Origin of the sequence: Candidatus Tisiphia endosymbiont of Hybos culiciformis (assembly GCF_964030975.1) — a bacterium.
Classification (GTDB): Bacteria; Pseudomonadota; Alphaproteobacteria; order Rickettsiales; family Rickettsiaceae; genus Tisiphia.
In genome coordinates, this window is record NZ_CAXIQH010000001.1 from 1,622,772 (window position 1) to 1,637,289 (window position 14,518).

6 protein-coding genes and 1 pseudogene are annotated in these 14,518 nt (G+C 33.3%); 1 reads left to right on the plus strand and 6 read right to left on the minus strand.

What is annotated here, in order from left to right; translation table 11 throughout:
* A complete protein-coding gene (locus tag ACQH2P_RS08805; protein WP_425363838.1) occupies window positions 1–4,746 on the minus strand; it encodes a hypothetical protein in 4,746 nt (1,581 codons plus the stop codon).
* Here ACQH2P_RS08805 and ACQH2P_RS08810 point away from each other — a divergent pair.
* Window positions 4,740–5,623, plus strand: a protein-coding gene (locus ACQH2P_RS08810; RefSeq protein ID WP_425363003.1) for an IS630 family transposase whose coding sequence is annotated in 2 segments (ribosomal slippage) — window positions 4,740–5,060 and window positions 5,063–5,623 — 882 coding nt in all. Because the reading frame shifts where the segments join, the coding sequence is not laid out codon by codon here. The two genes, ACQH2P_RS08805 and ACQH2P_RS08810, sit on opposite strands and share 7 nt — an antisense overlap.
* Here the strand turns inward: ACQH2P_RS08810 and ACQH2P_RS08815 are convergent.
* The 5 genes and pseudogenes from ACQH2P_RS08815 to ACQH2P_RS08835 all read right to left on the minus strand — a co-directional run bounded on the left by ACQH2P_RS08815 (window position 5,613) and on the right by ACQH2P_RS08835 (window position 14,514).
* Entirely contained in the window at window positions 5,613–8,750 is a 3,138-nt protein-coding gene (locus ACQH2P_RS08815) for a preprotein translocase subunit SecA (RefSeq protein ID WP_425363839.1), read from the minus strand. The two genes, ACQH2P_RS08810 and ACQH2P_RS08815, sit on opposite strands and share 11 nt — an antisense overlap.
* Window positions 8,751–8,918: 168 nt before the next feature.
* Window positions 8,919–9,695, minus strand: a pseudogene (locus ACQH2P_RS08820) (IS5 family transposase).
* 177 nt (window positions 9,696–9,872) lie between these two features.
* Window positions 9,873–10,010, minus strand: coding sequence for a hypothetical protein (locus ACQH2P_RS08825; RefSeq protein ID WP_425363840.1), 138 nt, complete (start codon window positions 10,008–10,010; stop codon window positions 9,873–9,875).
* An 815-nt stretch (window positions 10,011–10,825) separates the two neighbouring features.
* Entirely contained in the window at window positions 10,826–12,676 is a 1,851-nt protein-coding gene (locus ACQH2P_RS08830; protein WP_425363841.1) for an AAA family ATPase, read from the minus strand.
* 287 nt (window positions 12,677–12,963) lie between these two features.
* Window positions 12,964–14,514, minus strand: coding sequence for a recombinase family protein (locus tag ACQH2P_RS08835; RefSeq protein WP_425364148.1), 1,551 nt, complete (start codon window positions 14,512–14,514; stop codon window positions 12,964–12,966).
* Window positions 14,515–14,518 lie beyond the last annotated feature (4 nt).

Here is a 14,518-nt window from a genome sequence, read left to right on the forward strand (position 1 = left end):
TTATTGCTTTTTAGGTTTAAAAATTTGGGTTGCTGTTGATCCTGTGCCATGTATTTTAGGATGCTCTGTTACTCCATGAGCCGGATGAATATTCCACCATGTATTTGGTCCACCATGATCTATCTGTATAAGGTGATGTGCATCATATTGATATCCAATTCTGTCAGGATTCGGATGTTCTTCATACACAGGCCATTTTCTACCAGTATTTTGCTCCCATTCTTTAATTAAAGTATTCTTTACATTGTTAAATTTTATTCTATGAGCATCCTTTTCCACTATACTTAACTTACTAAACTCTTGAGTTTTCAAGGCTTCTTTAAGTAGGGGCAATTGTTTTTCATCTACTGGAAGTTTAGTAATATCTTTAAGCTCTTTCAAGTAATTTTTAGTTAAATAAGGATTCTCTACAATCTTAGCTTTAGCCGTAATATCACTACTGAGGGTTGGGAGGTGTGGTTCTTTTGCTAGTCCAGATGTTCCTGGTACTTCTGGATTAATTGCTTTTCCTTCTATAATTTTGGGCTTTGGGGTTGTGTCTTTTACTACCTTGGCACCACTAACAGTAGGTAAGCCAACTCTTTTCGGTATAAAATCTGTAGGATCGGCGGTTCCACCTGGTAATTCATCACCAATAACTTTTTCCACTGCTAGCTTAATTACTGGGTTAGTAAGGGCTAATCCTTGTCCTAATACTTCTATATTTCTTTGTCCTTCTGCATCGGGGAATCGTTTTTTATGTTCTGCTATTATTTTTGCACCATGTGCGTCTGGTCCAGAGAAAATATATTTTATACCACTTGTTACCGACCCAAATTCTGCTCTTAGTTCATTATCACTTAAGTTTTTAATAGGATCTATTTCTCCTATACTTCCCTCTACCGATATGTCAGAAGTAGCTATTGTTCTTGAAGTAGTCGGCAGTGACTGCTCTCTAACCATTATGTCTAGTGGTGGTATTGGTGGTATTACCTTGTTTGCATGACTAGCAGCAAGCAGGCTTGCCATTCCCTCTTCAGTCCATTTGAACTCTGTTGATTCCACAGTTGGCTTGTTGCTAGATTTAAACAGTATACTCTTTGGTATATCCCCACCAGATGGCAGAGTTTTAGGAGTAACTGATGCCTCGCCTGTAGGTGGAATGCCAAGCATAGCTAAAGTGTAATCCCAACTACTTTGTGGTATATTAGGAGTTGCTGGTGGATTCTTCGGTTGTGTAGGTGGTTTTTCCCCTAATTTAGTATTATTGACAGTTTTTTTATTGTTAAGATACTGATTATATGGTGTGTGAAACTTTAGTCTAGGATCTTCTGATTTTTTCAGTAATATTGAGGCATTAGTTGCACCAGCTTCATCATGAACGAGATCATATAATGATCGAGGTGGCTGATTGCTATTAAATGTATCATGTTTTTTCCATCCTTGCCCCATGACATAATCTAAGTTAAATCCTGGCACTCCTTTATATTGTGAACCAATTATTCGGTCTAATTGTCCATTTTTAAATAAATGTATCGGTCTAGACATTTGATTAGATACAGACTCAAGATATAAGGAGCCTTCCGTATGAGGAAACAAAACTGAATGATCATGCCCTTGGTCAACAAAAAGTAATGATGTTGGTTTACTTGCTGCTGAACCGGTCTTTTTGGTTCGGTCAAATGATTCGTGTGAAGAAGATTGGGAAGCATAAGCTTTAGATATTTGATTTTCTTTGTCTGTGGCATCTGTTGTCAGTACCACCCTATTATAGTACTTACTCATTTCATGTTTGACTCCAGCCTTAGCAGCTTGGGAAGCTTGATGTAACTTATTGGTCATGGCATTTGATAATTCACTGATTCCTGAATTAATTGCTGGGCTTAGTATCTCAGCTTTTATTAAATGCATAATCCTGTTAGTAATCATGTGTTCGACATTAGATGCAACTTTTGTGCGTACTTCTTTATTGTCTGCTGCCTGTAAACCCTTTAATTTGACACAAAAACTCAAAATCATTGATTTTAATTTATTATTTTGACCAAAATTGATATCATTGATTTTAGATAGCTCTTCACCTACTACTTTACCTTCATTACTCAGTATTTTTTCATTAATTAGAGTATTGTAAATTGCTATGCTATCATCAGAAGATATGTAATACTGCATATAAATATTAAATACTTCTTGATTACTTGGTAATTCGCTGGAAATCCCAGATAATTTGCTGATTAGCTTATGACAAAATCTTTCGGTGACATCTAAGATTTTATTAACGGTTGCTGCTTTTTCTGCCAAAGAAATGCATGTCGCAATACCTGAATGATATTGTTTAGCAATTGCCTTAATGATAGTGCTTGCAGCGTTTATAAAAGCACTTTCTTCTGGACGTAGTATTAGAGCCATCTCATTCATTATATGAGCGGTAAACTTGTTAGTGTCAAGCATAGTATCTATTAATACAGACCGATCAATAACATTTGCCGTTAGTGGGTCGTTAATGACATTGTTGATTTTCCCTCTAACACTGTTGCTTATATCGTCACGAAACTCCTTAACGATATTATCGGCAACTTGGTCAGAAACAAAATTGATCGCATGCTGGGCTCCAACCGATAATATAGCTTCTGGGATTGCTTTTTTAGCTATTTCAAAGGCAGATTTTACTAAACCTTCTGATGTAACACTCTTGGTTGCTTCTGATAGTACCCCTTGTTTAATAGTTTCTTTACCCAGTGCTTGCAATGCTACATTTTTAATGCCAGTAGCTGCAACTGTAATGCTTTCTTTGACAGCTTGTAAACCTAGCTTGAAGTTATCCCATCCCATGGCAATAATGCTCACTGTATAGCTTATTGCTTTGGACGAGAAATAGTTTTCCAAGGAGAATCCTTGATTAAAACCACCAGTAACCACTGTATATAGATCTTTCACCCCCTCTACAATCATTGCTATCCCAAGTGATACACCGCCACAAGCTGCTACAACAGCCCCAAATACTATTTGCCCAATGCCTAAAACACATCCAACTACTGCACCAAGGAGACCGTCGTCATCTTTCTCAGGCACTATCTCAACTTCTTTTACAGTAAATAAATGGTCTAATCCTAAATGTTCTAGCTCTGCAATTTCATCTTCTGGAATTTCTGTTTGCTCATAAAATTCTTTTAGCTTCTTGGTCTCATCAATGGCAATTTTGAAGGTACTGGCTTGTTCTTTTTCTATCGTTCCAGCGGCAACTGCATCTTTTGTTACTTTATTTTTATGCTCAACGGTTGCTATTACAGTTAATGCTTTATTTATATGGTCTAATTGTAATTTTAATAAATTAATTTTATTGGTAATTTGTTTAGTAAGCTCTGAGTTAATAGCAACATCTGAGTTCGAGATTAACACCATTTGAGTTGATTCTAACTGTGGTATTAGATGTCCTTCCAATTGATCTTTTGCAGCTAGTAAATCACTTTTAGGATCATCAACTCCACCACTATGCTCAGTAACTGCATGAGCTTTATTATAGTGGGCAACAAAACTATAGATTGCATCTAATTCTATCGCCTTATCATAAGGCATTATTGCTTGATCATAAGAGTCTAACTTTAATAATAGATTAGCTTGCAACGTTTCATAGCTAGGGTTTTTAGCAATTTTATTAGTATTGTATCCAGTTAGAACTTCCTGTTTGAATTGTTCATAAGCAGCACGGGCTTGCTGTTGTTTTTGTTCACCATTATTTTTTGCTAGCTTAGCCTCTAATGCGTTAAAATAGTCTAATATTACCCCACTCTGTAGCTGTATACTCAAATTATTTTCTAATTCGTCATTATTATTTACAGCTGTAGGGACAATATCCCCTTCTGCCTGAGTATGGGCGGCACTTATATTACGAGATGTACTTGGTTTATTAACTTGTATTGTATCAATTTCAACATTAGTTTGAAACATCGTATCATAGTCAATAGTTAAATCATTTTTCACTAGTGACGAATAATCCCCGTCTATTTCATGGGCTATATATAGGGTTTCAGTAGCTCCAACTCTTTTGTAATACTTATAGCTATTGTCACTTTTGATTAATATTATATTAACTTCAAGGATACGAGATACAGCTTTAATAAACAGATCATCATTCCATTTAGAAGGTTTAAAATAATCATTAGCAAACTTTTCTATATTAACGGCAGCATTATTATAAAGGCTAGGGTTATCTATAATATGATTTATTATTAAGTGTTTTAATTTGTCAATGTTACTTGCTTTGTTTGTTTCAATATGTAAATGCTTTAATTGATGAATAATACTGTAATAAAAACTATCTTCTCCTCTAATTACACTATGAGGTTGTAACTTCATCTCTTTAAGGTAGCTGTGAAAAGATACTCTTGAGAGCTTAATTTCTACAGTTTCATCTAAATTAATTTTATGTAGCCAAAATCCCCACTGTTCTTCTAGTTGTTTCAATTTAAAAGGTAGCTCTTCATCTTTATTTAGGCTTTGGTAAAGCTCATTAAAAGAGAAAAATAATTCATCACCAATTAGAGTCTTATACAACCCTGAATATTTAATTTGTTTAAGCCGACTTTGCTCTATTGAATCACGTAAATCCTTTATTGCTGCAATATCTTTTACAGAAGTGTAATTGTAGTTTAGTTTATTAAGAACAGTTGCTTCATTAACTATTAGCTGACCAGTATAGCACTTAACATATGGATTCAAATAAGTTATAATGATAAATAATAAAAAAATTTTATAATAGCAATATGGCATCCCCCTACAGTTACGATTTACGTTCTAGAGTTATAGAACATTATGAGAAATATAAGAAAGTAGCACTTACATGCGAAACCTTTAAAATTAGTCGGTCAATAATCTATGATTGGATTAGATTAAAGAAACAAACTGGAGATATAAAGTCAAAGGAGGGATACCAGAAAGGATATGGTCATAAAATCCCTGATTTATCGGAGTTGCGTCATTTAGTAGAAAAAGGTAACTCGTTAACGCTTACAGAAATAGCAAAAGAATTAGATAATGTTGCAAGTATAATGACTATCAGCCGAGCTTTAAAGAAACTCAACATTACTCGAAAAAAAAGACATATGCGTATAAAGAAAGAGATGAAGGAAAGCGACAAGATTTTCTCAGTGAATTAGAAAAAGTGCCGAAAGAGAAACGTGTTTATCTTGATGAAGCGGGCATAAATGATAATGAATCATATGAATATGGATGGTCAATGAAAGGAAGTCGTTGTAATGGGAGTAAATCGGGAAAACGTAGTGAAAGAACAAGTTTTATTGGTGCGTTAAATCAGAATAGTTTAATCGCATCACTAGTCTTTACTGGGAGCTGTGATAGTAAGGTATTTGAAGCTTATATAGAAAATTGCCTTGTGCCGGAGCTAAAGCCTGGACAGGTTGTCATTGCTGATAATGCAAGCTTTCATAAATCCAAAAGGGCTAAAGAATTAATTGAAAAAGCTGGCTGCAAACTAAAATTTTTACCACCTTATTCCCCTGATTTAAATCCTATTGAACATCATTGGTTTCCGATAAAAAATAACATTAGAAAATTATTAGATAAAGGTATTTCTGTATTTGAGGCAAGTTGTAGAACGTTTAAAATAATGTATGAACCTATATGTTAAGTGCTATACCACTTTTACCTTGTCTTGAAGTCCTACCAAATGCCTGATCTTCAACTCTTTGATTATCTGGTAAAAATGTTAAACACACATGCAGCCCTCCAGCTTTTTCAACTTGGGTGGTGGTTTTTAAATCTGTACCGCGTCCAGCCAAATTTGTCGCTAATATGATTTCACCAGAGTCCACATTTCGACTTACCGCTAAATATTCTTCATTATCATTTCTAGCATAACGATTAACTTTACTTACAGGATAATTATTAACAGCCAAAGCATGCTTTATTTTTTCCACATCATTGATTGTTTCACATATTACCAATATAGCTCTACCCTTTTTAGCCTCTGAGATAATAGAACCTGTGATTTCAGAAAGCCAGCTATAGTTACTTGTGGCTACAATACCAGGTAACTCAATAAACTGTTTATGTTTATAAGTCGGAATAAAAGATATTTTAATTGGATAGATATCTTCTAATAGTTCATGAGTATCCTTATTACCAAGGGTACCAGTCATACCAAAAATATTTTTACCATATTTATTAAAGAAGCCCATATTTGATATAAAGCTAGTGGTAAGATTCTCAGGAGATACTTTTAAGTCATGCTTTATTTCTAAAAACTGATGCAGCCCATTTGACCATGAGGTTTTAAACTGCAATACTCCTGTGTTAGCAAAATCAACTGGTACTATCTTATTAGATTTATTGCTTCCTTCTGCTACTAAGTAATGTTTTCCTTCCTCAAAAACGTATTTTGCACAAAGAGCTGAAGAAATCCATTTATCTATTTGAAATAAAGCAAAATCACGTAAATGTGATGGAACAACAAAACATCCCTCTAACTGATTAATATACTGTTTTAAGTACTCATGTAACAAAAAACGAGTATATTCAAATCTATCGTGTACTTTAACAACATTATCTTCATAACTATCATCAGTATTGGCAAGACGTAATTCACCATGATCAGTAGTAAAATCACATTTAATCCATAGCAGTTGATTGGTTCCATGAGAGTAGTGAAAATGTTGTTCAATTTTTTCTAAATGTTGCCAAGTAAGACTTAGTAAATGCTCAAGATATTCCATTTGTGGTAAAGGGCTAGAAAGTTTGGCAATCTTGCTACCTTCATCTATCAACATGCTATCAACTTCGTCAATAATCACGATACCAAATGCTCTACCTTTTCTGATATCTAGCCCAGAATGAGCGTCTCGTAATAAATCAAATTGGAAATTCTCTACACTCCCATAAACAATATTTTTAGTATAACAGTCCTTTTCCTTAGGGTCTGCATAACTACTATCGTTATTATCTTTTACTGTCAGATTGAACATTGAATAAAAGGCAATTTTTTCTTCTGCATCTCTTTTAGCTAGTACTGATGAACTAGTTACTACATCAACAACTTCACCACGTAAAGCTTTAATCACTGCTAACATGGCAACAGCCATCGATTTACCTTCACCAGTAGATATCTGCACTAATCTGCCTGCATCTTCAGTATGTAGCATTAGTAATACAGATAATAGTTGAACTACCCGTGGTTCATGTGAACTATCTAAAATATTAGCTTTTTTAATAACAGCTAATATCTCAGCTTGATGCTCAGGAAGTTTTGCTAGCGATCCTTTGATTAAATTACTCCAATTCTGGATATCTTCCTTAGACCAGAGTTTAATTGGTTTATTATTAAGTAAAATCGCCGAAGTACAATTGTACATTTGCTCAATATCCTGGATTTCACATTTTAGGACATTATTGTTAATTAAGCTTTGGATGAGTTGATCATCTTTATTTTTTAAGGCTATTTCATTTAGTAAGGTCTCAATATCTTTTTCTAGGCTTTGTTGAAAATTTTGTTCGATAGCTAACTTATGTAAGGCAATTTCTATGGTATCTAAATCGAAATCTTTAATGATATTTAAAACAGTTAAACCATCTTGGCTAGTAAAATCCTCAGCAATTTTATAGTGATAAATTATCTGAGTACATTTTAGGATTTTTTGTAAATTTTGAAGATTGTTATTGCTCTTAATTAATATACCATTACCTAATTCTTTGATGTCTTTAATAGACCAACCAACTTCTAGTAACTTAATAAGCTCCTGCCCTTCTGTAGTTTGCCTTGGTATTTTAGAAAATTGCTCAGCTAGATATATTCCTAAAATATATTTAGATAAAACTTCCTGCCATTTATTAAGTAAATTCTTTCCACTTTTCTCAAGAGATTCAGTCATTAACTCATTTACTTGCTCAAAAGACACCTCATTTTCTTGAATAAAGTTTAAAAAATTACTTATTTGTGTAATGCTAACATCCTTTGGCAGACATTGTAGAAATAAATCTACAATGCTAATGGTCCAATTATTTTGCTCAAAAAGTCCTTGATGTAATAATTGTAATTCTACATTCCCTAGATTCGGAAAAAATTTAGATTTCAGCCAAATAAGCCTTAATTCATATTCTGCATCCTTGGTTTTGTCTAATTTGCTTAAAATATCTGTTGGTAAATCAATTAATAATTCCAATATTTGATTTATTTGTTTAAGATTGTAGCTATTCTCTTGTTGCAAATTAATTAGAAACAATAACAGTTTATCTCTATCTTGGGAGGTTAAATCATAGTTATGTTTTTTTTCTAACTCGATTAAATTTACATCAAAAGTTTCTAAATCATAAGAATCTGTTGTCCCAGTTCTCATTACTAGATCATACGACAATAACTCCCTTACCCAATAATTATAGGAAGGCAACTTACTTAGAACTTCGTTATTAATATATTTAATATCTAATAGAGCAGTAAATATACTTAAGTACTCGTGATTAACCGCAGCATTTTGGGTATCTTTTAAAAACTCTAAATGTTTAAACCCTAACCTTTCAGCCAATTTATCTAAAATATCCAAGCATTTAGTAGATAACTGATATACTCCTTGATCAGCTTGATTTTTTAGCACTTTAAACGCTGCAATTTGTAAAGATGTATTATCTAAACATTGTTCGACATAATGAATCATTTTCGGCGATAAGCTAACTTTCTGCTGTGCTAAGAAATCAATAGTATTTAAAGTTTCTTGTTGAAATGATAAGTTGTCGATTTTATCAAGAATGAGTTCAAATCTTGCCATACAGTCATTTAATAAGAACGACCTATGTGCTTCTATGTTACTGCTAATAAATAGTTTCTTAATAAAAGCTAGGAATATATGATCCTGGATTGTAGGTAATATTACTTTTGCAAATGACTCGTTGATAGGAATTTCGTGCTTTAATAATAAGAGTTCTAGGGCGTGTCATCAATTCAACAAAATTACAGAAGCAGCAAGATGAATCGCCCCCAAAAAGTTTTGAGCCGTTTTATCATAGCGTGTTGCAATCGCCCTATATTGTTTAAGCTTAGCAAAAAAATTCTCAATTAAGTGCCGTGCCTTATAAAGCTCTGTATCCAATTCTATTGGAATTCTGCGATTCTTCCTTGATGGAATTACAGCCACACAACCTTTTTCTTTTAGCCTATTCCTTACCCGCTCATATGCATCATAAGCCTTATCTGCAAGTACATGCAATCCTTGTGTTAGTCTTTCCATTAGTGCATCACTCCCTTGCAAATCATGTGCCTGTCCTGCTGTTAAATGAAAGCCAGTCGGGTTACCAAGTCCATCAACAGTTGCATGTATTTTAGTCGACAAACCACCCTTGCTACGACCAATAGCTTGATCAGTTGTTATGACTTTTTTTTTGCACCAGCACTATGTTGATGTGCACGCACTATTGTAGAATCGATCATCGCATACTCATTGTCTGCATCAGCTGCAAGTAACTCAAATACCTTCTGCCAAACTCCTCTCTGACTCCATCTTGTATGTCTTGTATGAATTACCCTAAAATCCCCAAATCTCTCAGGCAAATCTCTCAGGCAAATCTCTCCAAGCTATTCCTGCTCTATATCTATATAGTACCGCCTCTACAAAAAGACGATTGTCCTTAGCTGTTACTCCTACATCTCCTTCTTTTCCAGGTAGTATATCCTTTATCCTATCCCATTGCTCATCTCTTAAAGCATATCGACGCATTTCAACAATCCTTTAGTTTTTTATAAACTTAATGATTTATATCACTATGTCAACTCATTTGATGACACGCCCTAGAATGTTTTGAAGAATTGGTTTTGAGAAATTTCGGAGTATTCGTGTATTCAGGTACTAAATGTACACTGTGTTTACTATCTTTCCCCTTGTTTTACGATCCAATCAAACAATCATTCGAGTATATATAGTGAAACCTATTGAATTAGGTGATACAAACTTTGTGTCATACCTGCGAAAGCAGGTATCTAGATTCCCGCCTTCGCGGGAATGACATCTTACAATCGTTATGTTCTTTATCACCTAATCCTATAGGCATAACTATATCAACTATATTATTTAATTTCTTCCATTTAAGTTTCTTTCTTAATTAACTTACTTGACAAACTTCTTTGACTTGTAAACCTTAAATGATAAATTTAGGAAGTTTTATTATTCCTAAAATCATACGCTTTATATAGTAAAGATGTATTTTGGTATGTAAAGTAATTGTTATAAAAAATAGTAAAGATATTAAATTTAGTGGCAATTATGCAATGATTACATAATTAGTTGTAGATTGTAACTCGATAATCAAGTTTTAGAAGTGTTGACCTGGAAGTCTGTTGGACTTAGTTTGGAATGGTATAAAATTACAATATTTAGTATTTTTTATAGCGTAGTTTTTCTGAGATTTGCTAAATTGTGATTGTGTGATACTTGTAACATATATTGCTAGTGTCGTAAAAAATGTTATACTGTTCTGTATGAATAATGTAGACCTTATAAACGTTATTTTCTTACAACTCCTTAGGCAAAAAAATCCCTAAAATAGTTTATTCTAATATGAGCATAGAGGCTTGAATAATTAATAATTTTATGTCTATTGTGGTTCTAAAATTGTCCACTACGCCCCGCCATTCGGTACAAGTTATCATTTTTCCAAAAATATCGAACGGGAAAAGTAGAGAGTGCTCAAGTTTTCTGCCATTCAGTTCAAGGTTCTGAAATACGAAATTTATCATTTTATGTTTTTGAGGAATTTCAGAACCTTTAAAAGTTTCATAGCTTTGTGATGCTATAGTTATTAGCATTGTAGCCGTATCAGTAAATTATCGTACCTAAATCCTATATTAGGCTTAAGAAACCATATCAATTTGATACTGCAATGCAACTTCTTTACCACGAAAAGCCATAGCAATTTTAATGATTTTCTGAATATGTGAATATTCTTTTATTTTAGTATCATATTGTTTTCTCACAATTTGATCCAACCCTTCTTTTGCAACAGATTTTAGAATATCAGGAGATTTGCATATTTTATATTCAATAATAATAGCATTGTTATGTTTTCCGACTTTAGGTAGCAATATAATATCAGCTCTACCACTGCCGCTCTCTCTTTCACTTTCTATGATATAGCCAGGAGATAACGTGTTAATTAAACCTAGCATAAAACCACTATAAAATAGCTCGGCTTTTTTCTCACCAGTTTGATGAAAACTAGTAGCGTTTAGTAATAATTCTTGTAATTTTTCTCTAAATTCCTCTAATCGTTCGTTAGGTAATAGGGTGACAAGAGGATAATATAAAGAACTATCCATCTGTAATTTGCTACTCACCCATTGTAATAGCCTGGTTTCATATATATATTCTACTTCCTTATTAGGCACTGATAATTCGTAGATATCTTTTGCAGGTTCAATAGCTGTTGGGTTTAAATAACCGCTAAATAGTAAAAGACTAAATAACCCACTTCGCGTATTAATATCACTGAAAGTGATTTGTTTGGTAATAGGTGCGATGATACTTTTGCCACTAGCTAATTGTTGGAGATCAATTTGCATTTCATCGGATAGTAATATTTTATCAACCAAACCAGTGCCACCGCTATCTAGCCAATAATGATCAAGTTTGCCCTCATTAGATAAACACTGCATAATTGACCAGGGATTGTAAATTACCTCACCACCAAAATTATAACCATTATACCAACCTTTAATTTGATCGGGATCAGTATCGAGTGGTACTTTGGTCAATAACTCATCAACTTCCGCTTGGGTAAAGCCATAAAACTTAGCAAACTTTTTATCTAGTAAGGTATATTCACTAACATTATTCAAATCTGAAAATAAATTAGCTTTAGCAACCCGTAATATACCAGTTATTACTCCTTTTTCTACACAACTATTAGTCTTTAAGCTACTACCAAACATGCCGCGAAATAATTCAAGTACCTGCTCAAACTCTTCCAGCTTACTATCAAATTTAATGTAAGAGCTATTGATCGGCGTGTCGTATTCATCAATTAATATATAGACTTTCTGATTAAAATACTTAAAGAGTAATTCGCTTAAAAATTTTAAACTATCTTTTAAGTCTTCCTTATCAACCTTTCCTGTAAAATATCGACTTAACTTTTCCTTTTGTACATCATCTAGTAAATTTTCATCTTTTGCTATATAATGCTTTAAGTACCGATGGTTTACAAATAACTTAGTTACTTGATTTTTTATCCCACTTTCAATTTCCTGGTAACTACTACCTTTAACGTCTTTAAGATTGAGCAGAATCACAGGGTAACTGCCTTGTTGAACCATGGCATATTCATTATCGTTAATCTTTAAAGGTTCTAAAGTTCTTTTTCCTTTAATACCTAAATCTACTATACCACCGGTAAATAGCATGCGATTGACTCTATCTTCTGTAGGTAAAGGAACACCATTTTGGTCAATTTCTATCTCAAAAAATTTTTGGAGCATACTCATATTCAAACTCTTACCCCATCGCCTTGGTCTGGTGATGAGTATAACCTTACCACTATCTTCCAATAATTCTTTGATCATTAAGCTTTTATCAACAAAGATATCACTATTAACTAGCAAATCATAAAACTCATCTGTTCCTACCATCATTTTGGGTGGCTTACTATTAGCACTAATGATATTAATTTCTTTGGTTGATATATTATCAGAAAGTTCTACTGTCATGTTAATTTTGTTATATGAGAAATACTATTATAAACTTTATTAAGTAAATAATAACACAAACAAGCTAGCCTAGCGAGTAGATTTATATAAAATAAAATTCTTATACTGCACGTATGATTAATCTAAATTGCGGTGCGGCACCATTAATAAAAATTACAATTAGTTGAATAAATTCAAAATAAAAAAATGATACAAGAGTGAATTAGTCACCTAATATTAGACAGATTCCTTAAAATTGATATAGTATTTTATAATAAAAGTGTTGAGATGAGTTATGTTAATTGAAGTTAAGCATAATTGTCATTGAGTGAAAGTGATAGGGGTAAAGAACATTGGACGGTAGCCATTCTTAACTCTGTCAAGGTTACCAAACTAGACACTAGGGCGCACCATTCTTCGATTTTGGTACATTTTACGAACATATCAAACGGTGGACGTAGCTTAAAGTCTAGCTTCCCGGTTTTTATTTCCAGGTTAACAAATACTAAATTTATCAATTTGCGTTTTCCTTCGACAGTGGAACCTTTGAAGGCTTCTGACGCTCCGGAAGCCAATTCTACTAAGTTGACCAGGCATTCTGAAAATTTATCATCGGCATTGTCGTGACTTGCTATTTCGTTGACAATATCCTCTCGTTTTTTGGTTAATTGCTGACGCTTTTCTTCATATACTTCTTTTGTCAGATCGCCATCTAAAAATAAATCTGTTAGCTTATCCATACGAGTTTTCATCTTTGTGTGTTCAGATTGTAACTCAGATATACGGCTCTTATGATAACCTTGTTCGATACTGGCTGAGCTTTTTATATAAGATATTACTTCTTTCAGTAACTCAGGCTTTAATCTTAGTGTTTCAAAAACCTTTTCGACTTCTTTTAATATTATTTCTTCTTTCACGTATATTGCCCTATTATTGTTATCTGGATCCCATGCTCGTAAATATGTCCATTCACCAACTTCACCATTACCGTAAGTTTTCTTTTTGGTAGCAGCAGTAACTATTCGACCAGTAGACGCACATTTTATTAATCCTCTAAATATATACTCTTTTTCTCCATATTTAAATGGTTTTTTGTTCCAACCAAGTCGAACTGCCTGGCAAGCATCAAATACCTCCTTGGTAATAATAGGTGGGTAGATATGTGGGTATTCTTTTTTAGTTTTTAATACTCTCATTACTCCATAGTAAAATGGGTTTGTAATAATGGAATAAAGATGTGATTGACATAACTGACCTTGATTACCTCTAGAATTACGTAATCCCCATTCTTTTGTTTTCTCTAGCATCTCAGATAGAGTATGAGCCCCTGTAGCATATGTTTCAAATAATTTTTTGATCAAAGGAACACGAGCTGGGTCAACTATTATTTTACCTTTGCCTCTATCTCTGCTATTATTGCTTTTTATATGCAAATAGCCTATAGGTGCTGTGCTTATCCACTCTCCTTGACGGAGCTTTTGAGCAATACTGCGATTTACATTATCTCTAAGGTTATCTACGTAAGATTGAGCCATCATCACAAAAAGATTCCATACCATTTTTTCTTGGGATGTAGAGTATCTATGAATGATACAATTTTCCGTATAAAAATGTAATTCGATTTTTCCTCTTTCAATTAGATCATTTAGTAAAGGGGTTTCTTTATAACTACGTTGCATTCTATCTACCTTATCCGCTACTATTGCGATAACTTCTTTATGCTTTTTAGCAAAGTCAACAGTTTCCTGGAACTTTTTACGATTACCTACTGTTGATGATTCAGAAAATTCAAAGGTTTTTAAGATTTCTAAATTTTTACGTATACAATATTCCTGTAATCTATATTTTTGAGCTTCTATAGAG